Annotated in this window: 23 protein-coding genes; 3 read left to right on the forward strand and 20 right to left on the reverse strand. The window is 61.0% G+C overall.

The window, feature by feature from the left end; translation table 11 throughout:
- The first annotated feature begins 192 nt into the window (after positions 1–192).
- Positions 193–552: a DUF3742 family protein gene (locus NGK62_RS05250; RefSeq protein ID WP_031629833.1), complete on the forward strand. Its 360-nt coding sequence runs from the start codon at positions 193–195 to the stop codon at positions 550–552.
- Between the two features lie 14 nt (positions 553–566).
- Here the strand turns inward: NGK62_RS05250 and NGK62_RS05255 are convergent, their stop codons facing one another.
- The 5 genes from NGK62_RS05255 to NGK62_RS05275 are packed head-to-tail and all read right to left on the reverse strand — an operon-like array spanning position 567 to position 5215.
- Positions 567–2090, reverse strand: a complete 1524-nt coding sequence (locus NGK62_RS05255; RefSeq protein WP_023098592.1) for a conjugal transfer protein TraG N-terminal domain-containing protein — start codon at positions 2088–2090, stop codon at positions 567–569.
- A gap of 15 nt (positions 2091–2105) precedes the next feature.
- Positions 2106–2453 (reverse strand): hypothetical protein, encoded by a 348-nt coding sequence (locus tag NGK62_RS05260; RefSeq protein ID WP_023098593.1) that lies wholly within the window; start codon positions 2451–2453, stop codon positions 2106–2108.
- Positions 2450–3844, reverse strand: coding sequence for an integrating conjugative element protein (locus tag NGK62_RS05265; RefSeq protein ID WP_023098594.1), 1395 nt, complete (start codon positions 3842–3844; stop codon positions 2450–2452). The genes NGK62_RS05260 and NGK62_RS05265 overlap by 4 nt, the downstream gene beginning before the upstream one ends.
- A 10-nt stretch (positions 3845–3854) precedes the next feature.
- On the reverse strand, positions 3855–4796 hold the full coding sequence (locus NGK62_RS05270; protein WP_023098595.1) for a TIGR03756 family integrating conjugative element protein: 942 nt from the start codon (positions 4794–4796) through the stop codon (positions 3855–3857).
- A complete protein-coding gene (locus tag NGK62_RS05275; protein WP_023098596.1) occupies positions 4793–5215 on the reverse strand; it encodes a TIGR03757 family integrating conjugative element protein in 423 nt (140 codons plus the stop codon). The genes NGK62_RS05270 and NGK62_RS05275 overlap by 4 nt, the downstream gene beginning before the upstream one ends.
- A 176-nt stretch (positions 5216–5391) precedes the next feature.
- Here NGK62_RS05275 and NGK62_RS05280 point away from each other — a divergent pair, with 176 nt between their 5' ends.
- Positions 5392–6393 (forward strand): DUF4917 family protein, encoded by a 1002-nt coding sequence (locus tag NGK62_RS05280; RefSeq protein ID WP_023098597.1) that lies wholly within the window; start codon positions 5392–5394, stop codon positions 6391–6393.
- 98 nt (positions 6394–6491) lie between these two features.
- Here NGK62_RS05280 and NGK62_RS05285 read toward each other — a convergent pair whose 3' ends face one another.
- The 10 genes from NGK62_RS05285 to NGK62_RS05330 are packed head-to-tail and all read right to left on the reverse strand — an operon-like array spanning position 6492 to position 14917.
- The gene (locus tag NGK62_RS05285) at positions 6492–7226 is read right to left on the reverse strand and encodes a DsbA family protein (RefSeq protein WP_023098598.1); all 735 of its coding nucleotides are present in this window, start codon (positions 7224–7226) and stop codon (positions 6492–6494) included.
- Complete coding sequence (locus NGK62_RS05290) at positions 7223–10111, reverse strand: conjugative transfer ATPase (protein ID WP_023098599.1); 2889 nt, start codon at positions 10109–10111, stop codon at positions 7223–7225. The genes NGK62_RS05285 and NGK62_RS05290 overlap by 4 nt, the downstream gene beginning before the upstream one ends.
- Positions 10111–10545, reverse strand: a complete 435-nt coding sequence (locus NGK62_RS05295; protein WP_023098600.1) for a TIGR03751 family conjugal transfer lipoprotein — start codon at positions 10543–10545, stop codon at positions 10111–10113. The genes NGK62_RS05290 and NGK62_RS05295 overlap by 1 nt, the downstream gene beginning before the upstream one ends.
- Positions 10526–11947: a TIGR03752 family integrating conjugative element protein gene (locus NGK62_RS05300; RefSeq protein WP_023098601.1), complete on the reverse strand. Its 1422-nt coding sequence runs from the start codon at positions 11945–11947 to the stop codon at positions 10526–10528. The genes NGK62_RS05295 and NGK62_RS05300 overlap by 20 nt, the downstream gene beginning before the upstream one ends.
- The gene (locus tag NGK62_RS05305) at positions 11937–12839 is read right to left on the reverse strand and encodes a TIGR03749 family integrating conjugative element protein (RefSeq protein WP_023098602.1); all 903 of its coding nucleotides are present in this window, start codon (positions 12837–12839) and stop codon (positions 11937–11939) included. Before NGK62_RS05305 ends, NGK62_RS05300 begins: the two co-directional genes overlap by 11 nt.
- Positions 12836–13522, reverse strand: a complete 687-nt coding sequence (locus tag NGK62_RS05310; protein WP_023098603.1) for a PFL_4703 family integrating conjugative element protein — start codon at positions 13520–13522, stop codon at positions 12836–12838. The genes NGK62_RS05305 and NGK62_RS05310 overlap by 4 nt, the downstream gene beginning before the upstream one ends.
- Positions 13519–13917, reverse strand: coding sequence for a TIGR03750 family conjugal transfer protein (locus NGK62_RS05315; protein WP_023098604.1), 399 nt, complete (start codon positions 13915–13917; stop codon positions 13519–13521). The genes NGK62_RS05310 and NGK62_RS05315 overlap by 4 nt, the downstream gene beginning before the upstream one ends.
- A gap of 12 nt (positions 13918–13929) precedes the next feature.
- Positions 13930–14289, reverse strand: coding sequence for a TIGR03745 family integrating conjugative element membrane protein (locus tag NGK62_RS05320; protein ID WP_023098605.1), 360 nt, complete (start codon positions 14287–14289; stop codon positions 13930–13932).
- A gap of 17 nt (positions 14290–14306) precedes the next feature.
- The gene (locus NGK62_RS05325) at positions 14307–14540 is read right to left on the reverse strand and encodes a TIGR03758 family integrating conjugative element protein (protein ID WP_023098606.1); all 234 of its coding nucleotides are present in this window, start codon (positions 14538–14540) and stop codon (positions 14307–14309) included.
- Positions 14537–14917 (reverse strand): integrative conjugative element protein, RAQPRD family, encoded by a 381-nt coding sequence (locus NGK62_RS05330; protein ID WP_023098607.1) that lies wholly within the window; start codon positions 14915–14917, stop codon positions 14537–14539. The genes NGK62_RS05325 and NGK62_RS05330 overlap by 4 nt, the downstream gene beginning before the upstream one ends.
- A 198-nt stretch (positions 14918–15115) precedes the next feature.
- Here NGK62_RS05330 and NGK62_RS05335 point away from each other — a divergent pair, with 198 nt between their 5' ends.
- The gene (locus NGK62_RS05335; protein WP_023098608.1) at positions 15116–16096 is read left to right on the forward strand and encodes a hypothetical protein; all 981 of its coding nucleotides are present in this window, start codon (positions 15116–15118) and stop codon (positions 16094–16096) included.
- A 13-nt stretch (positions 16097–16109) separates the two neighbouring features.
- Here the strand turns inward: NGK62_RS05335 and NGK62_RS05340 are convergent, their stop codons facing one another.
- From NGK62_RS05340 to NGK62_RS05360, 5 genes are read right to left on the reverse strand one after another with little or no spacing between them, the layout of a single operon-like run.
- Positions 16110–16859, reverse strand: a complete 750-nt coding sequence (locus NGK62_RS05340) for a TIGR03747 family integrating conjugative element membrane protein (RefSeq protein WP_023098609.1) — start codon at positions 16857–16859, stop codon at positions 16110–16112.
- Positions 16856–19018: a type IV conjugative transfer system coupling protein TraD gene (gene traD / locus NGK62_RS05345; protein WP_023098610.1), complete on the reverse strand. Its 2163-nt coding sequence runs from the start codon at positions 19016–19018 to the stop codon at positions 16856–16858. The genes NGK62_RS05340 and traD overlap by 4 nt, the downstream gene beginning before the upstream one ends.
- Positions 19019–19022: 4 nt before the next feature.
- A complete protein-coding gene (locus tag NGK62_RS05350; protein WP_023098611.1) occupies positions 19023–19565 on the reverse strand; it encodes an integrating conjugative element protein in 543 nt (180 codons plus the stop codon).
- Positions 19562–20152: a transglycosylase SLT domain-containing protein gene (locus tag NGK62_RS05355; protein ID WP_023098612.1), complete on the reverse strand. Its 591-nt coding sequence runs from the start codon at positions 20150–20152 to the stop codon at positions 19562–19564. The genes NGK62_RS05350 and NGK62_RS05355 overlap by 4 nt, the downstream gene beginning before the upstream one ends.
- Complete coding sequence (locus NGK62_RS05360) at positions 20134–20853, reverse strand: TIGR03759 family integrating conjugative element protein (protein ID WP_023098613.1); 720 nt, start codon at positions 20851–20853, stop codon at positions 20134–20136. Before NGK62_RS05360 ends, NGK62_RS05355 begins: the two co-directional genes overlap by 19 nt.
- Between the last annotated feature and the right edge of the window lie 5 nt (positions 20854–20858).

Consider the following 20858-nt stretch of genomic DNA (forward strand, 5'->3'; position numbering starts at 1 on the left):
AAACGCAGAAATGCAGAAAAAGTAGCCTCTTGGTTGAATTTGACGTATAAATCTAATCATGGATGTCATCTTGATGATCCCTATTGCCTTGGGCACCTGAACCGCGCGGTGCCAAAATCGCATTGATGCTCTGCGCGCAACGGCGTGCAGGGCAAACTGGAGCAAACATATAGCGCACGACAGGTGACCGCCATGAACGCAAAGACACATCGCAGCTTCCCCGAACGCTTAGGCCATTGGCTCGGCTGCGCCTGGCGTGCGGGCGCGCGCATCGAACGGCAACTATCGTCTTGGCTGTTGGGCAAAGGCGTGCCCAAAGGTCTCGCTTTGGCGTTGCTGTGGGCGGTGAAGTTGGTTGCCGCGGGTGTCATGCTGTATGTCGCGACTGGGCTTGCGGTCATCCTGCTCTTCGCCATCGCCGCAGCATGGGTAGCGCGTAATTCGGAGGCTGCGTCGAGGCCCGAGGCGGAGTGGAGAAACGGCCCTGCCGGTTTCGGTCTCTACACATATGACGGGTTTCGAATCGATCCTCACGTTTCGGATGACGACTAAACGTCAGGCAAGGGTTACTTCTTGGTGACTGCGCCCATGGCCGCTCCGGCACCTTTGCCGCCCGCAGCTTTGGCATCTCCTGTTCCGCCGGCAAGCCCCTGAAGAACGTTTCCGGTGCGAATGCCAGCCCAGCCCAAGGCCATTACCCAAAAAGTGGGTAGCACGATGAACATCGACGCCATGACGAAATTCAACAGCATGTCGCCGAAGGCGTTGTTCAAGCCCATCACCGGATCGAAGTTCGAGTGCGGTCGGTTCCAGCCCCACCCCCATCCGTACAGCGCGTCTAGGATGGTGCTGTCGATCCATCGGGCGAGCTGGAGCCAGAAGTCCACGAAGAACAGAGAGAACTGCACCACGCTGATCGTCACCACCGTCTTCAGATCGTAGGTGCCGACCACGAGCACCAGCGGGATGCAGATGACCAGGGCCATCTTCAGCAGTGAGAGCACCATCGGCAGCGCCTGCCGTACCACGTCCATAGCGGGGAAGAAACCCAGCGAGCCCACCGCCAGACCCACGTCGCCGGCCGCGCGGGTGACGATGTTCGGCAGCGTCTTGTCGATCTGACCGCCGTAGTCGGAGTAGACCGCTCCCTGATTAAGCTTCTGCTGGCGCGGCGAGGCGATCGCACGGATCACCGAGTCATCTACTTGGGCGCGGCTCAGGAAACCCGCCCAGCCGGCCAACCGATTCATGAGGGTTGGATCAACTTCGGCAAGCAACCGGGCACGCAGGCCATTGCCGCCATCGCTCCACCACTGGCGGCACGTCGGGTAGCCAGCACCGCTGGGCACCTGTGTCAGACCCGCATCGCGGTTGCTGTCATAGGCCCAACTATCCTGAGGTGTGCTGGCACGGTAAGTGTCGTAATAGCCGCCGGTGTTGACGAAGTAGTTGGAGCCGATCCAGGTGACATCGTGCATCTGGGACTCGTCTAGGCTCGGGCGACTCATGAAGAGCTTGGCCCGTGCTGGCCCGTAGCAGTCGTGGGTAAAGTCCGCCACCTCTTGGGCCAGCACCGGATCGTCAATGCGCGTGGCGTCGATCTCCATCCTCATCTGCCGAAGATCCGTGCCGCACGGGATGGCGGCCACCGAAGCGCCAGTGACCGCGCGCGAAAGCGTATGGATGAAGGCCCACCAGACGGGCACCTTCGCGCTCTGGTTATTGAGGGCGGTAAAGGACTGGCTCCAGCCCGTTTCTGAAGGCTGGGGCACACTGACCTGGCATTGCTGGGAGCGCGAGTCGTCCAGTCGGACCATATTGAGATCGACGTCGATGAAGGGGATGCCGGCAAACATCACCACGACGATTGCCACCCAGACGCGGTTCTCAATACGCATGGACGACAGCACACCCTTATTGCCCTCGTCTGCGCCCTCGGCCCGGGCCTTCAGCCATTCTTGGATGATGATGGCCACAAAGGGAATGGCGAACACGCCGCTGGAGACCAGGACGGACCAGATCCCGTTGTGCACGATCCAGCCTACCAAGGTCAGGTAATACTCGAGGTAGTCGGTGGTGAAGAGTGTCATGTTCCGAATCCCTCGTTACGTCTGCAGTAGCAGGCTGGCTTCCAGGGCAACGATGGCAATCACGCCTGCCACCTCCACGCGAACCAGACGGTGACGCGCGTCGGAAGATGCCTCGCGCGTGAGCAGCCGCCGACGCATCCATAACCAGCCATAGACGGTGGCGGCGTAAAGGCAGATCCGCCAGGCCAGGAAGTAGCCAGCTGATGCAGACATCCAGCGTTCCCAGCCCGCCACACTGCCAACCAGGTAAATGCCGGTCACATTGGCAGCCACCGCCAGGCCCAGCAGGACGATGGCCCATGCCAGTGCCTTCGCGTTGCGCCGGTTGAACAGCCACCTCATGCGCAGCCACCGGGTGCTCATGGGGTAGCACCGGGTGCCCGCCGCTGCAGACGGTTGAGCCGGTCGGGCGTTGGGTCACCCTCGAAGACACCGCGCGAACCGGATGCCCGAGTGCCATGGCGTTGGATGATGGTCATCGGTGAGTTGTTGGCCAATTCGCGGCGCAGATCGAGTTCGGTTTTGAGGTTGAGGATCTCTCGATCTAGCGTGTCGCTCTCGTGGTTCACCGCCTCGGTCGCCAGCTGATTGGCTGCGACGTTGGGCTCCTTCTTACCCGTGAGCAAGGTGCGCTGCAGCAACAATGCTTTTTCCAGCACTGACGCAAGCGCCACCTCGGATGCAAGGCGGCGTGCGAGGATGTCCTGGTCCGGTTCGTCGCGCAGGGCCTCGACCACCCCACGGGTGATCGGCAGCGACATGCTGCCGGCGGCGCGCAGGTTTTCCACAGTGGTGTTGCGAGTGCGGCTGATGAGTTCCTGTAGCACTTCCAGCTTCGTCTCGTACTCTTCCTGGATCAATGGCGTCAACCCGACGCCCGGTATGGTCTGGGTCTTGGTGCAACTCTCGCAGGTGCGTTGCTCTTTTTCGCCCAGGACCCGTGTTGCCCAATCTGCCGCAGCCTGAGGCGTAGGCCAGGTCGCGCAGGCCAGGCTGTTGCAGTTGGCAGCGGAGATCGACGAGGTATCGGCCACGCCACGGCCATTGACGAGGTTGTAGCCTGCACGAGTCACGTCGCCGACTACCTTGATGGACGGTTGGCCGGAGCCACCAGCATTGTTGCCGCCCACCCAAGGCACACCATCGTTGCCGCGGCTGCTCTCCGCCTGCTCGATGGCTGAAACCGCGTCTGTGCTAGCCACCGCTTGGCGCAGGGCCATGCCTTCGGCGATCTGGTTCCAACCGAGCTGTCCGCCAGCCGCGTCCGCCATCCGTTCCGCCATCGCACGACAGGTCAGTTTGGAACGGTCGAAGTCCAGACGCGCTTGCAGGACGCCGTTGGTCAAGAGGTTGTACAAGCCCGGATCAGCACGCTGGATGATCAGGGCCGGCAGCGAGGCGACCGCGCTAGTCGCGCTCTGGATCACGTTGCTCATGATGTTCTGGAAGCCGTTCGTGAGCCCGTTGAGCTGGTTCTGGATCGTCGTGCTAATGCTCATGTCACCGCAAATCAGGTTGCTGTTCCAACCCATACCCACGCCGATTGAGCGCATGCCAGCGGCACCGCTCATCGAGACAGCGTTGCCACCCCCAATCGAATACATGACCTCGTCACCTATCACGCTGCCGCTGTTCTGAAAGCCGGATTGAGCCCAGACCAGTCCGGTCGCCAGTACCAGCGCACTGGCGAGCAGCGAGGACTGCCTGCGCACGGACAGACGGCGGAACGGGTGGAAGTTGTCTTGGCAGTTCATGGTAATGGCCTCAGTTGAAGTCGACGCTGCCAAGAAAGACCTGGCCCCGCCGCTGGCAGCAGCTGTAGGGGCGCCACAGCGCCCAGGCGTAGTCACCTTGCTGGGCTTGGGTGAGCGGACCGTGGTTCGGGAACACCGCGCAGGACGAGGACAGGCGCGGTGTCAGTTCCTGCCACTTGCCGGTCGAGGCGTCGCTTTCCATCAGTGCCCCGGCCGGCCAGTAGCCATCGCGGCTGTTGGCGAGGAGGGGTTGATAGACGTGCAGTTGGCCGCGGCGGGTGACGACATCGCCGGCGCGCTGTGCGACCACAGCGCCGGACTTGTGGTCGTCGGCCTGGTGCAGGAAGCCGCCCCGGGGATAGACCGCTCCCCACAGATTCAGGCTGGTGCGGGCACCAATCTCGCGCATGCCCGGAATCAGCGCTTCGGGGTACACAGCCTCCGGCACGTTGTACCGCCAAGCGATGGTGTCCAGCGTGCTGAGCAGGTAGGGCATGAATGCCGTGCCTGCCCCCTCGCACGCGTAGCCCGACGAGCTCGCGAACTGGCCGAACACTTGACCTCCTGGATGGCCGATGACATCGGCGTTCTTGAACTTCGCAAGGTTGTTCTCGTTGTCGTGGTTGGTCGTGCCATCCCCGCCCGCCTGTGCAGTCGGGTTGGGCGTGCTCATTGCACGAACTTCAGTCCAGGGGTTCTCGCCCGTGTTGGAATAGCTGGAAACCACGGCGTCGGGAATGTAGTGCCGCACCTTGATCGAGGTGCGCACTGTGCATCCTGTCCAAGTGCAATGGAGCCAGTAGCAGATGCCGACCACCCGGTACTCCAGGCAGTCGGGCGAGAGCGTAGAGGACACGATGCTCGCGGTGTTGAGCGCGAAGCTCGATGTGGCGCCACAAAGCAGCGCAACAGCGGCAGAGATTCGCAGTCGGCGGGGGACACGGGGCCTCATGGTGTGTCCTTGCGATGCTGTGCGACGCGCGCCAAGGCTTTGTCGAGATCAGATTCGCCGTAGACCACGTAACGCTGGTCCACAACGACGGCCGGGAGTGTGGTGATTCCGAGGCTCCAGGCGTCGGCCACGCCTTGGTAGGCATCCAGCATGCGCTTTTGCAGGAGCTGGCCGCCTTGCTGCAGACGCTGTTGGACCATCGCGGCGGCACGCTGCGGATCGCTCGGCAACTGCGCAGCCAACTCAGCCTCGAAGCGCTGCGGGGTGTCCAGCTCAATGAGGCGGTGGACAGTGGCTTTTCCGGTCACGCGATGGCTCGAATCGGTGACGATCCAGACCTCCTGGGCGCTGGCCGCGCCGGCGACTGACATTGTCATACCGAGTAGAGCTTGTCGCAGCAGAAGGTAGAGATTTCGCATGGTATGCGGCCTGGCAGTTAGAAACCCCTGTAGTCCAACGCAAAGCGCCGACTAGTGCCACGAACAATGCGTACTGCCCCGAACCCTCATTTCCCGCGCTGGTGCGGCCGGATCGTCCATTCCTCGGTCAGGACTGCGGTAAGGTGACGGGAGACAAAGATTGGAGAGAGGAACCGATGCCCTATGTGATTCAGCCGTGGGAGGCCATTGCCCCGAACTACCGAGGCACCGCCATATTGGGAAATGGCGCCAGCATTGCGGTGAGCCCGAGTTTTTCCTATGGCTCGTTGTTGGAACATGCCCGAACGAACGAGCTGATCGCCCCGGACGTCGAGCGGTTGTTCGCATTCTTCGGGACGACGGACTTCGAGCTGATCCTGCGCATCGTGTGGCAGGCATCGAATGTCAATCGATCACTGCTGATCCCGGACCAACGAACGCATGAGGCATACCTTAGGGTTCGGGACTGCCTCATCCAGAGTGTCCAGGACATCCATCCCGAGTTCGACCAGGTCAGCGGGCATTTGCCGGCGATTTACCGATTCATAAAGCACTTCGATACGGTTGCGTCGTTGAATTACGACCTCATCGTCTATTGGGCCTTGATGTATGGCTATGACCATGACGACGAGCACGCCATCAAAGATTGCTTCGGTGCGGGCGGGGTGTTCCAGGATGATTGGCGCAGGCTGAGAACGCCGATTCGGCGCCAGCGATCGACCACGCTGGTGTTTTATCCGCATGGCAGCCTGGTGCTGTGCCGCAATCGCGTCGAGCAGGAGCGCAAGATCTACAACGCCGATGCGGGACTGCTGGAGGCCATCTTGACGCGGTGGCGCAGCGAAGAGGTTGTGCCGCTGTTCGTGAGCGAGGGGACCTGGCAGCAAAAGGTGAGTTCGATCCAGAACAGCTACTACCTCTCCACGGTCTATCGGGAGGTGCTGGGTTCTGAGCGCGAGACGCTCGTCATCTATGGATGGGGGTTGGGCGAGCAGGACATACACCTGCTACAGCGGATGCGAGGCACCGGCATCCGCCGCGTTGCGGTTTCTGTGTACGGCGCAGACCAGATCTACTGCAATCGGGTGATGGCGATCATCCAAGGAGCCTTGGGTGCGGTGCCAGTAGAGTTTTTCGACAGTCAAAGCGCCGGCTGCTGGAATCACCAGGGTGCGTAGTGTCAAGTGCGACAGCCGTCATATCTGGCAGCACCATGCATGCCGGCATTTCCGGGCCTGCTCGGGAAGAAGGTGGCCTCGGACTGTGGGCAGCAAGGCTACTTCGCGTCTGTGTCGACGGCCTCTGAAGGCATCTGGGTTTCCTGCGCTTTATCAGGTTGGTCAGAGGCCAGATAGTCCAGGGCAGACAGCAGGGCATCACCCACGATCGGCCCGCTGAGCGTCATCGACCGATCAATACTGCGGTCGACTAGTCGAATGGTCGGGGTGGCATTGAGTCCATCTTTGCGCGCCTGATCTGCCTGTTGGCGCACCGACTGCCCAGGTCGCTCGCTGTTCAGGCAGGCTTGCACCGCTGCATCATTGGGATAGGCCGTGCCAGGCGGCAATCCCTGGCCGCCGCCACGCGTGTGTTGATACACCCAGGCGATAGCCTCCCAGAAACGTGCATGTCCGAACGTCTCTCCCACGCACTCAACCCAACGTGCTTGCTCGCTGGCAGCCGGCTCATGCGTCGTGAGCGGAAGGTGATGCCACTGCAGGTTGACGTCGGGATGTCCGTCGATCCAGGCTCGTAGTACCGGAGTGTAGGACTGGCAGAACGGGCACTCCAAATCGGCGTAGACAATGATCGTGAAGCGCGCCGAGACGGGGCCGTAGCGCCACGGCGGACCTGGCGCTTTCTCGACAGCGGCCTGCTCAACGGCGACAGGATTTTCAGGCTGGAACGATGCGAGGAATCCCCATGCCGACGCAGCAAAGACTACGCAGGCTGCAGCAAGCCACCAAGCGCGCCGGAATTTCTTGGCAACGGGATGCGATGTGAGAGTCATCCCGCTTCTCCGGCGAACACGTCGTCGTATGGCAGCGGGTTGATACCGCGCGCGCGATCGATCTTCTCGGCGATCTTGAAGGCGGCTTCGAGTTCACCGATGCCGTGCTGCTGCATGAGTTGGAAGCGCTCGGCCTTCTCTTCAGGCTCCGTTTGGGCCAATGCCAAATACAGGCTGGGCGGCACTGCACGAAACAGCACCTCCATCGACTTGGAAAGAATGACGCCCTCGCTGAACTTGCCCGCTTCCTTGCGGGCCGAGAGCATCAGTGCCTTCTGTGCGGGTTTCAGTTCGCGAAAACGCGCGATCTTCTCGACCTCATCCGGTGGCATCGACAGGCAGATCCACCACTCGATCATGTTGAGCATGGGCTCGGCGGACTTGGGTAAATCATCCACATTCTGTGTGGCGAGCCAGAACCAAGCCCCCAGCTTGCGCCACATCTTGGTGATCTTGACTACGTAGGGCGAAAGCAATGGGTTCTTCGTGATGATGTGGCCCTCGTCGGTCACATTGACGATGGGCCGCCCGAGGAACTGGTCACGCTCGGCGATGTTGTTGACCGTGCTGATCAGCGAGATGTAGGCGATGGACAACTGGGCGTTGTAGCCCTCGCGGGCGTAGGTGGCCAGGTCCACCACAGTGACGTCGGCCTCTGGCCATGGAGTTCCCGGCCTGTCGAACATCTCGCCGTCTGTGCCCTGGCAGAACATGTCCATGGCATCGGCCATTTCGAGCAGTCGAGAACGCCGGGTCTCGGGCAGTGTTGTGTCGCGGCCGCGTTCGCGCAGCGCGTCGCGCACATCGCGAGTTAATACGGTCCGGTTGTCCGCGACACAGCGCTGCGCGGCCTCGAGGATGCACTGGCGGATCAGCGACCGGTCGGCGCGAGTCATGCGTGCCTCTTCCTTGTCTTCCCCGCCAGTGATCATCAAACGCGCGGTGATTTCCAGTTCGCCAAGCACGTCACGTTGCTCGTCGGCCTCATTCGTGGTCGGCCCAGGCTGCTCTTCATCAAGGGCGTCGGCGTCGAGGGTTTGCACGGCGCTGGGCGTCTCGATCAAGCGACGTGCATCCGCAAACGGTGCCAGACTGACTCCGGAGCCCGGAGAGAGCTTGACCCGGTTGACAGTAAGACCCAGCCGCTTGGCGAAGTCGCCGAATAGGCCAAAGGAGTTACCTGCTTCGACGATGAACATGCGTGGGCGGTAGATCGCTGCGACCTGGTTCAGGATGTTGTTCAGAGTTGCTGACTTGCCCGAACCGGTCGGGCCGAACAGGAACAGATGGGCGTTCATCTGCCGGTCCAGGCGGTTGAAGGGGTCGAAGGTAATCACACCGCCGCCACGGTTGAAGAACGTGATGCCGGGGTGGCCCGTGCCTTGGCTGCGTCCCCAGACAGGCGACAGGTTTGCAGCATGCTGGGCGAACATCAGTTGGGTGTACCACTGTCTGCGGTCCGCGCTAGGGTTGTACAGACACGGCAACCAACGCAGGTAGCTGTTGAGCGGTGCCACCTCGTCTTCCTCGCGCACCGGTTGCAGGCCGGCGTTGAGCATGACATTGGCGAGCTGCAGCCCGCGCTGATCCAACTCGGCTTCGTCACGGCCGCGCAGGTAGAACGCCAGCGTGCCGCGGTAGAGCTTGTGGGAACTCCCGATCAGCGAGCGGGCCTCGTGGACATCTTTGAGTGTCTGTTCCGATGCCAAGGTTTCGCCCACGGCCTTCTTGGCGAGGTGGTTGAGGTGGGCTTCAAGCACGTCCTGTGGTGTAGCGACCAGCGTTAGGCACAGCGTGGTGTCTTCCGGCATCTGGTCGAACAGTGTGTTGATCGCATCGCCCTTGCGTGTCTCCCCAGTCAAGTGTCCGGTGACCGGCGGCGTGCGCAGCCGGTCAGTGACCAAGACGCGATGTGGCATACCATCGAAGTACCACAGCCCCTGGTCCACGTCCGAGCGCGGCTGCCCGAAGAACAGGCGTTGACTGAAGTCCGTGCCACTGGCCAACTCGATTTCGTCAGCCTCGGGGGTCTCCGGGTAAGCCGCCAGCTGGTAGAAGCGCTCACGGTCCTGCGAGTCGGGACCCAGTATTGTGGGATAGGGATTGAACCAGCGCAGCAGCCAGGCATGGATCGCTGGCGCATTCAACCGGCGAGCCTGGATGCCGGCGTTGCTCAATCCTCCTGCCAAACGATCGCATACGGTGTTGATGGCTTGCTCGGGCGTCTGGCCGCGCCGACTGCTTGGACCTACCGCACGCCGATACACCACCAGGCGCACGCGACGACTTTGGCCACGCCAGCGTAGGCGGGTCACCACGGTGTCTTCGAAAAGGCCGCCAGGTTTGGCGACGGCGCTCAGGTGGTGAGCGAAGAACTTAAGGTAGAACTCGCTGAAGCGTGAGTCCTGCGCCCGTGGCTGGATGTAGCGGCGCAGAGCATCCAGGTATTGGGCGAAGCTTGCTTCGTCCTGGGCGTAGAGCTGGACAACCCAGGGATTCTCATCCAGTTCGTCAAAGCTGTCTTGCAGCGCGTTCTCCAGTGCGTCACGTGCCTGCGCTAGCCAGGCGGCCTCACGGCCCTCAGTACCCAGGGGCGTGAGCTCGAAGAAGGCAGCGACCGATTGGCCGTCTTCGAGCAGCATGCAGCCAGACTCGGGCAGGTATTCCACCCACGGCAGGAGAGAGACGAACGATGGCGCTACGTCGTAGAGGGCCTGCTCATCAGTCGTAGTTGCGGCACGCACACCCTGAACGGCCTCGCCAGGCGGCTGTACGCCTCCATCTCTCAGCGCATGGATATGGCGCTGCCAGCCATCTGGCTGTGCTTGCTCAGAGGATGAAGCGCCGGGTTCCGTCCGGCGGCGCCAGGGCAGCGTCCAGGTCATCAATAGTCCTCCACACGCTCGCCCGGCATGGCGTATTGGATGCGCTGGTACAGCGGGAATACCGTGGTATAGCCTGGCACCGGCACAGGATCCGTTCCCGCGAGATGCGGGAATACGTACATCACTAGATCGGGGTTGGGAAGCCGATGAAACTGACGGTAGATCTCGTTCGCCGCGGTGCGGGTATAGCGGGCCTGCTCGGCAGGTGCGGCGGCGATGTCCGCTTCGAGCAACGGTCGGCGCAGGGTCTGACGCGCATCGAGCAATTGGCGCCGGGCCGCCTGGCCGGTGCCCCCGTCGCCAGCCTCCTGCTGCCAGATGACCTGCATGGTCCGCCCACCGTGGGTGAGCAGCTCTTCCTTGTTGGTGGCGCAGCCGGCGAGTGCGCCCACCGCGAGTGCCAGTACAAGAGACTTAGTCCAGTTCGAGCGCATGGGATTCTCCTGCACGGTGATTGACTTTGCGGCCCTCTGGGTCGTAGTCGATGGCGAGTGGCTTCTCCAGGTGGACGGCCACCTTGGCTCCCGGCGGCACATACACTGCGGCGAATGCCTGCCCGTAAAGCTTGTTGACCCAGCTCGACATCTCTTGGACGCCGCCAGCCAGGATCCGACCGACAGCTTCCTTGCCACTGATGCCAACAGTTCCGATGGAACCATCTGCGCCGACATAGGACGACCGCCCGCTGTCAGACTTGATCAGCGAGGCCGCGCCGGCACCTGCGGCCGTGATCAATGCCTGGGTGCCCAAGTACTGCTGGGCATTGCTGCGGCGGTCGCCGCTGACGCAGGGAATACCGTGCGGATCGCTGATCCAGCCTAGGCCGTCTTGCTGGTTGTTGTTTTGCTGGTTTCCATCGCGGTCTTCGGGAATGGTGCGGATCGTGCCGTCGTTGAAGACGAAGGTGATGCTGCGCACTTGGCCACGCACACACGAGAGCGTCCAATCGCCGGCTGCAGTACCGCTGAAAACTGCGCCTGCCACGTCAGGGATATCTATGCCGTTGGCGGTCAGGTTGTCCGGCCCGACCAGAACCTTGAACGGATACGGATCGTTCACCGTGCCATCGATGGGCACGCGGCCAATCAGTGCGGTCATCGCCACCGAGCCCATTAGCGTCGAGTTGGTCGGTACGGTGTAGACCGCCTTGGCCTTGCTGATCCCAGCGGCTTTGGTGCCGGCATTGGCGACCGAGTCGGCGGTGGCTTCCAGGGTGCGTTGGGCCGGGCCGAAACTGGTGGGGAAGCTGAGCGTGCTGCCGCTGCTCCGGCCCCGTCCATCGGTTTGTTTGGCGTCGTCGGGCTCCACCCAGCGCATACCGCTCGTTGCGCTCCGCATGCCGTCTGAATCGCCCTCACCCAGGCCCAGCCCCACTGGCAGATCGGAATGGCCATTGCTGCGGTTACCGATGTTCTCAAGGCGGCGTTGTAGGTCTTCCAGCAAACCTTCGGCCTGCTGGCGCTCGCTGGCGATCTGCTTCTGGTCGCGGCGAAGACTAGCGCGTTCGGACTCTAGGGCGGTGCCGATGCGCTGGTCGATCGCCGATTCCCGCTGACGCAGGCGCTGGTTCTCTTCGCGTTGCGTCTTGTTGTCCGAGGTGGCCGTCTGCAGTTCTGTACGAAGTTGCTTTACCTGGGCGACCAGAGTTGCGACTGTGTCGCGTGGTGTGTCGCCTTCGATCCCCAGTGCCTTCATTTCTTCAGGCGTGAGCTGGGCACTGGCGTCGACACTGGCGGGGGCTTTGCCGCCGTTACTGGAAAACAGCCGGATGCCAAAGAACAGCACGATCAGCGCCACCGGAATCATTAACCACTTGAGCAGACCGTTACTGCGCATGGACGTCTCCTTGCGTCGATGTGGTTGGCTCGGGCAGATTCACCGCTGGATTGAAGCGTTGGATGGCTGGCAGCAGGGACTGTGGCAGGCCATGGCGTCGTGTCACTAGATACACCATCGTGGTGTCTTCCGGTCGGCCTTTCGGCCCCAGTGCAGGGTGCTGAAAGGTCGCTGTCAGGATGTCGCCTTGCAACGTGCGCGGATCCAGATCGACCCAGACGTTGCTGGTGTTGGTGACGCGGACCGCCGTAACCCAGTGGTCCTCTAGGCGCCAGGAAGCAAGCGCGGTGGATTTGACCGGCAAAGTGGGCAACAACGTGTCGAGCGCCAGATTGCGTCTCAGGTTGACACGCATGATGCCGGGAGCGGGTTCGACCGTACGTAACGGCGCGTAGAGGTTCTGGGCTGCATAGCGTGTGAGCACCACGGCAATCGGGGTTTCACGCAGGCTCTGCGCGGGTTGGGTCCTGTCTGGCACGGCATTGCCGCTTTCGGCTGTTTGCTCGCCATAGCGCGTTGCAGCGCTGGTGCCATCCACGATGCGCACCGGCTCCAACGGCGAAGCACCTTCGCGTGCGGGCTCGGCAGCGATGTCCAGCAGGATTAGCGTGCCCGTATCGGCGTCCTGCAGTTGCAGTCGCGTTGGCTCGATGGGCTCGATAGCGCGCAGATACACCGCGCCTCCGGCGCTCTGGATACGCAGACGCTCACCCACATTGGCCGGTACACCGACGCGCACATTGCGATCGATGAACACGATTCGCTCCTGGCCCACGACCAGAGGCACCGCCAGCGGCAGCCGTTCCCAGCGAAGAATCTCCACCGCATGAACCAGAGGTGCGATCGCGACCACTACGGCAGCACTCAGCCAAAGGGGGACTTGCTTTCTCATGGCGTTTCTCCTTGGACGCCCAGACCACCGCGGGCGGGAGGATGAGGTGGTGTCTCGGGTGCGGCAATGCGCTGCGGCGCGCCGTCGTAGCAATCGAGTGCCAGTCCGAACGGATTCCGAGCGGGATCCACATCCGCCCGAACCACCTTGATTGGATAGCGAACGAGCGCACGCTTGATTTGCTCGGAGCTGTAGTACTCGTCCGCGCTGATGTCCAGGGTCACTACCCAGTCGCGGTCCGAGACGACCCGCACGCGTGCGTTGGGGTTGTCGCCGTAGCCACGACCGGGAATCTCATAGATTCCGCGCACGCGTTGGCGCAGCTCACCTGCGTTGCGGCGATAGTCGTAATCGGCTTGCAGGAAAGCTCGGCACGCGGGAGTGAAGTAAGGCGAAAGTGCGTGAAGGTTTCGCGCGTAGTCATCCTCACCGTTGGTCGGCCAGCGGTTGAGCTGCTGGAACACGTAGAAGGTAAAGGCATACACCGATTCCGGTGGAACCTCCCACCACTTGCGCGTGCTGCCCGAGCGCAGATCCGGTGGCACATGGACGGTGAGATCGCGCGGCGAGCTCCACCACCCCCCGCCCATGACCAGCGCAAGAAGCAACAACGCTACGGCGCCCATGCGCAGGGTCTTGATGTGCGCCTGCAGGTGCGCAACCTCGTTCTTGAACCGGCTCATCGCGACGCCCTTCGTACCGACCAGAAGCCGGAGCGAGTGATCAGCGCCCGCCCGCCGATCCTGTCCGAGACGATGGGGTGATGCGTCGTCAGCCACCATTGCAGATGGCGGTACAGCCAGGTGTCGGGTCGGCCGCGCTTTTGGCGGCGCAAGATGCCGCCGCCAACGAGCACACCGAGCACCACACCTACGACGACGAATGTCGGTGCTAGCGCGATGGTCGAGAACATCCACGACAGTGGCGCACCGAACATCAGCCCGGCAGCTCCGGACAGCCCGCAGCAGATCCAAAGTTCGTCTGCAGTCAGGCCGCGCACAACCACCGGATGACGGTTGAGCCGGTGCGGCAGGAAGGACACCGTGCCGTCCTCCCGCACATGCTGATGCTCGGACATGGCCAAGCCTCCTTACAGGATGCCGGTGGCTTCGGTGAGCAGCCAGATGCCGATCACGAGAAGTACCGCGCCGATGGCCACCGTGAGGCCAAACTGGCCCCAGGTCTTGCGGCCGGTGTGGATCTCGGCGTATGTGCCGTAGGCGTGATAGCAGACGCCGATGAACATGGAGGCGACCACGAGTAGCGCGACAAGCAGCACGATGTCGTAGCCGTAGTTGCGAATGGTCTGCATGATGCCGTTGCCGGTGCCACGCGAGGGGTTCTCCAGTGTGGGCAGGCCTTGGGCAAACGACACCACCGGCAGCGTCAGCACACCGAGGACGAGTGTCGAGAGCCGGAGGCGTTGGGTGGGGGAACTGCTGGTCTTCATGATTGGCCCTTTCGAAGTCAGGAGATAAGGAAAAACGTCAGCACGATGTACATGGCAAGAAACCGCACAAGGACGCCGAGGAACTGGCGCTGGTTGATTCGGCTTTCTGCCCAGCCCACATAGGCTGTACGGATCGCCCAGACCCCCCATAGCAGCAGCACCGTAAATACGGCGCCTACGAGCACGGTGGCCATCACTGCAGGCGTGAAACCGCTGTTGGCTTGAAATGCTGAGAGCTGAGCACCATTCATGGCTTGGGCTCGCTACCGATTGGATAGTCGGAGGCTTCTTGTTCGGTGCGGTACTGGCCGGTCAGCTCGGCAGGATCTCGAGGCTGGGCGCGCGGTGGCGTTAGGTAGTCTTGGAGACCGCTTCGCACGCGGGTTAGGTCATTGCGTAGCCGGGCGTAGTCAAAGTGGTAGCGCTCGCCCGGCGTAATCCTGACATTGGCAGCGCTGTGAGCTACGAGGTGTTCCAGAGTCTCAAGCTGGCGGGCAGCGGCGGCTAAGTCCTGGCGCTGCGCTGGCGTGTCAGCGTTGGCGGCCAGGGGTAGTCCTGTCATCAGGAGGGTATTCAGCAGCAAGTAGGCGCCGCTGCGTGCAACGCCGGGACGGATTGGCAGCACCATCGCGCTATGTCCTAGTCAGATCAGCAATGGAGTGATCGTGGCAAGGCGAGCGTCCCTTGGCTGCAAACAATGAGAAATGCGGGCTACCGGATTTGAGGCGCTAGGACGACACGGTGGATAGATTGTCCGGATCGGTTCCAGTCTCGCCGTCCGGACCGGGTGATAATCAACGTTGGGACTGAACTGAATGGGGTAAGTATGAGTTTTGTAGCGAAATCGCTCGCCTTCGATGGGTTGCTAGAAGAGTTTGATCTATTGATCAATAATTTTAGAAAATTAAGGTTGAAGATTGGAAAAGGCGCACCGATTGAAAGCACAAAGTTGTGGGGCTATCGGAAAAAGCTGGACGACCTTGAAAAAATGGACGAGATGGAGGTTGCGGCGCTCATTGGAATAGTCAACAAATATCGTTCGATCAATGCTCTGTTCGATGTCGATAGTAAAATCATCGTCCCGCAACAGAAGTTGCTTGACTTGCTCGATGGGGGGCACACCCTTGCTGATGAGGATGAGAGATACAACGACGCATTCTTCGAGCTTGCCATGGCAATCAGATTCGCAGCAAGTATGGGTGACGGAGTGGAAATCGACCTCTCTACCGAATGCGATGTGGTCTTGTGTCGACAAAAAATAGCGATTGAGTGCAAGTACCTACACAGCGAAAGAAAATTCAGACATGAGTTTTCTGATGCCATAAAACAGCTGGACAAACGCATAAGTAACGGGCAGGCAGAAGTGGGGTATGTTGCATACGACTTAACTAATTTGGTTGACAAGGTCCGCATTTTTGAAATGGCGCGCTCTATTTTTGATTCTTTCGCCGCCAACTACGAACGTCTAGAGCAGAGTCGAGGTGTATTTTCTCAAAACATCAAGGAACAAGGTTTACTTCGTTCTATTCTCGTCAATCGAAACTTTCAAGCAATAATAAGCAACTTTACGGCCCACCATTTGGAGTCAGTTTTTTATAGCAACTTCAAGAAATCCGAGATGGAGAAGCTTGATTCTGAGAAAGTTGCCGTCATTTTCCAGTTGAGCCACTGCCTTATATTTGAGTACGATAATGAGGTTATTCCGGTGCCGGCCAGGGCTATGAATTACTACATCAACGATGGCCTACCTGAGATACGCCAAGCAGAAATAAAGAAATTCATTCACTCCTTGGCTGTTGGAATCTAGAGCCGAGAGTCTGTCACAGATACTTCTTGAAGCTGCCAGCGGTGAGATTCATGGCCAGCCCAAGAAGAGCCGCACTCGGCAGCAGAATGATCAGCGGGTGAACCGAAACTGGCAAAGCCAGGTAAATCACCCAAGGCAAGATTGCCAGTGGCATGAGCGAGGCTTTGGCGCGATGATAGAGAAAACCGGACTCCCGCCCTGCACCGAATTTGCGTACGTCGCGGCGAACCAATCCATCCACGAAGCCTACGAATGCTGCTGTTACGAACAAAGGCAGGGTCAGCACCAGCACAAGTAGTCGAACCAGGTACGTGAGCGTCGTAAAGGCAGCGGCAATCAAGTAGCTTTCCGCCCACACGTAGGCTTGGCTGATGAAGTAGCGGAAGTCTCGTGTGCGATGCTGACTGGGCGCGCGGGCGCGGTCAGCCGTTTGCTCCATGCGCGCCAGCAGACCAGTGCGCACGAACATCCAGCGGTAGCCTGTATCCACGAGCTCATGCGCTGTGCGCGTGGGCTCCGTGACGATGGCACTGCGAGTGAAATGCCCAGACAGGTGGGTCAGCTCGTACTGCAGCATAGCCTGAGAGTGACGCCAGCCCTGATCCTTCCAAAAGAAGTGCATCCCCACGCATTCGATCACGATCGAGATCAGCAGCGAGCCGATCAAGACGCCGAACAACCTGAACGGCGTGCTGATCAAGCCGACAAGCAGTCCTTCACGGCGGGCCTCCTGGCGCTTCGCGGTGCTGACCGCATCGCTCATGGCAACTGCTCGCTGCCGGCAGCTTCGGGCGGGATCGTGTCATCGGTCAGATCCTCCGGCAGATCTTCCTCCTGCAGGCCTGGTGATCCAGTGTTCTCCCACCACTGTGCTGCCTCGCTATAGCTCTGGCGCATATAGCCGGCTAACTGCTGTAGATCCTTGGGCATGACCTCATCGGGGTCGGGTGCAGGCAGCGGCATGCGGATCTTCCACAAGTTGCCGCCTTGCAATAGAGCAAAGCACTGCCCCTTGGGAAGTCCAACCACCTGCGATGGTTCGATCATCGGCACGCTGGACATGCTGATGCGATCCTGGGTATTCGATGTGAAGTCGGTGGCACCGCGGATGTCTGAGCTGTCGGTGGCACCGCTGACGATGGTTGTGGAGTAAACCTCCACCTTTGGCAACTGGCGGGTCAGCAGTTCCGCAGTGGCCGTCTCCCGCACACGCAGCATGAACAGGTTGTTGAAGTTGCCCACAACCTGGCCAGCCTTGGCGCGATTGCCAATGCGCGCCTCGATGTCGCTCAGTGTCTGTGTGTATGCGGTGACCTGAATACCGGCACCACCGCCCTTGTTGACCATGGGGATAAATTCGTCGCCCATCAGCTCATTGAATTCATCCGCATGGACATTGATGGGGACCTTCGCTCCCGGATTTGCGTCTGGCAAGCCATCATCGACGCCAAACTTGTAGATGTGACCTGCCACCGAGACCATGTCCGAGAACATTGAATTCCCCACTGCGGCAGCAACCTCCGCGTCTGACAGGGCATCCAGACCGACATAAACGACTGCGCGCTTGCGGATGATCTGCATCCAGTCGAAGATCGGACGCGGATCTTCGAGGTCGGAATAATTCGGCGCCAGCAGCTGAGCGATTTTCCCGCTGGTCAGCTTCTCCAACAGCGGCAACAATGACGCAACAATCTTGTCGAAGTAGGTCTTGTCATAGCGCACCGCGCTGCGCAGTCCGTCCAGAACGGGATCGTAGTTGCGCACCTGACTTAAATACTGCTCTAAGGCCACTACACGCTTCTCACGGCCGATCATGTTGCGTGGAATATTCTTGTCGTTCAGCCGCCCCTCAAGTTGGACGATAACCTCCCAAGCCTTGGGCTCGTGCTTGGCGAAGTAGTGCTGCGCATACTCGATGAACAAGGCATCAATGTTGATGACGTGCCGCTGGATCAGCAGGTAGTCGGGGCGCTGGCCCAATTCGATGAGTGCTCTCGCAATAATGTTTACGAAGCGCCAAGCGAATTCCCGGAAGGCGGCGCTGTTGCCCTCGCCCGAGAGTTGCCCGGCGATTCGAGTGGCAACCTCGGAGATGCGCCCGAATCGCCCCACTGCGTTGTAGCGCGAGCTGATCTCGGGCCAGCCCAGGTGGAAGAGGTAAAACTCACCTTCGCGCCCAGCCCGCTTGGCTTCTACGTACATGCGTTTGAGCAGATCGGCATCACCTTTCGGGTCGAAGACGATAACCACCTCATGTTCACCGGTAGCGCTCTTGCGCCGTATGTCCTGGGTGATGAATAGCTCGGCCAATCGCGTTTTGCCGACACGGGTGGTTCCCAGCACCAGCGAGTGACCAACACGCTCGCCAAGCGGCAAACTGACGTCGACCTCATCTGGCTCAATGCCGTGTAGGCGCGGTAAACCGCCAACCGGTGGCAATGGGCGAAAAGGATTGAGCGAGATGTCCCAGGCAGTGATCCTGACCAAACGCGAGAGCGGGAACGGCGCAAACTCCAGGCGCTCTTCCAAACGTCGGACCATCATGTAGGCTGGCGTGGGTTCGACATGGCGTCGGAACTCCGGACGATAGGTTTGCATCAGCCGGTGCGTGTGCTTCTGCTCCCAGAGAAAGCCTCTGCCGATAAACAACCGCTGCTGGCTGATTGGTACGTCTCGGCTGATCATCACGTAGCGGGGAAGGCGTCGGATGTTGCGGCGGTATCGGAGGATCGCGTGGGCCTGTCTCAGGCGGATCGCACCGAAGGCCAGGAATGCCAGCGCACTGCCAATCCCCATGGCCGGACTTAGCGCGAGCGACCATGGAGCTACTAAGGACAAAAACGCCGCGCCGGCGCAAGCCGCCACGGTGTAAAGCTCCACCGCTGGGCGCAGCAGGACTTCTACAGGCTGGGTCTGGCCCATGGCGTCATTGCTCGATGCCGGTGCTGGTGATCAGCACGGGGTAGTGCCGAACGCCAAGCCGGTCAGCCAGATCGTCGGCAGCTACGGGGGCGAGCTGGATACCGGGTGCGAGAGCCCGCAGACGGGTGAGCCCCTGCATCGAGTCTACATTCACGACTAGACCCACGGCGTTGCGCTCACGCAGAGAGGCTGCATGGCGGAACAACCAAGCATGTGAGGCTTCATCGTCTCCGATCAAGAAGAACGGCTGCAGCCCTGGTGCCTCGATGACACGGCGATTAACCGTGCCTGGCGTTAGCTTGGTACTGCGCACCGGCAGCATGTTTGCTTCACCGCCAGCCTTGGATGGTGGCACGGGCATTACGATGGGAGGCTTTGGCGTACCCGACATACGCGGCAGCAGGTTGAGCGCTTCGTAGTAAGGCAGCGCTGAAGTGCCACCGTGGTCTTGGACAACGACTAAGGGCTTGGCCGCATGTAATGGAGTAGCCAGTATGGTCAGCAGAACGACCAACCCGTGTGCAGCCGAGAGGTGGGAGAGGTTCATGGTGGGGTCTCCTTGCGGACATCAGATGCTGCGCGTGACGAGGCTTGCACGCGCTCCAGATGTTGGGCGACGCTGCGCCGGTAGCGCGCGGCAGGTGCACCACCAGCCGGTCGGTGGTAGCGACCTATCGCCAGTAGCCAGTCCTCGCCCGGGGTGTGCTGCTCGCGCAAGATCTGCGCGGCGATCGCCAAATTGGCGTAAGGATCGAGCAAGTCGCAGGGGCGGCCATAGCGATGCTTCTGATAACCAAGATTGATCTGGCCCAGGCCTGCGTCCACGCGTGTTGGCGGAACTTGGCGCAAGGCCAGCTGCAGGCCGGCGCATGCTTCGACACGGGTGGCGAACCGCTGAGACTCGCCCGCGACGTTCAGGGACCAGGGCCAGGGCACAACGCGTCCATTGCGGCGCATGCCGCTTTCCTGCAATGCGACGGCGTACAGCACAACGGAGGGAATTCCAGCCTGCCTGGCGGCCAATTGGTAGGCCGGCGGCGGGATCTCTTGGGCCACGGCGGTCTCGCTGATCACCCCACCGACCAGCCACAGCATCAGGGCTTGTCGGGCCAGGCCTAGGGCTGCCGTTGCCATTGGCCATCCACCTGCCGTACGACAGCGGGCAGTTCACCTGGCAGCCCGAGGGCCAGCCAGCGACCTGCATCGTGATTGAGGGTGATCGTGCGGGCACGAACGCGGGACGGGTCGATCTTGGTCCGGCGTGCCCAGTCGCGAATGCGGGCATCGTCGGCTCGGCTACCTACAACGTATACGTCGAAGGCCGAGCCCGACGCTTGCAGCCGCGCGATGGCTTGGTCACAAGGGGCACAGTTGTCACGCACGAAAACGGCGGTGCGTCCGCTTCCCTGAACTGAGGCGTTGGTTTGACGCGGGCCAGCGTCTGGCAGGTTGACGCGCTGGGCATTGGGCTGCAACCGTTGCCAAGCTTCGTCATAAGCGCGTTGGTAGGCCAGTAGTTTTTCCACGCGGCGTGCTTCAGCTTGCACCTGGAGCTCGGCGTAGCGCCGTCGCTCCTCGTCGGAACGAGCTTCTGTTCCGAGGGCGGAAAGGGGATCCAGATTGGGCGAGTAAATGCCAAGGGGACCGGCCATCAGCTCTCGGTAGCGCGTCCACTCTTCCCGGCGCAGCCCCCAGTCGCGGGCCAGCTTGTCGTCCTGACTGTGCTCGATCTGGCTCTGGGTAGTATGCGACGGTGTAGCCGGTGTTTGCTGTGCCCAGGCTGGTTCGTTGAGGGCTGCCAGAAGCATTGCGGTGAGCAGGAGTGGCTGCTTCATGGGAT

The organism is Achromobacter sp. Marseille-Q4954, from assembly GCF_943737025.1.
GTDB lineage: Bacteria > Pseudomonadota > Gammaproteobacteria > Burkholderiales > Burkholderiaceae_B > Achromobacter > Achromobacter bronchisepticus_A.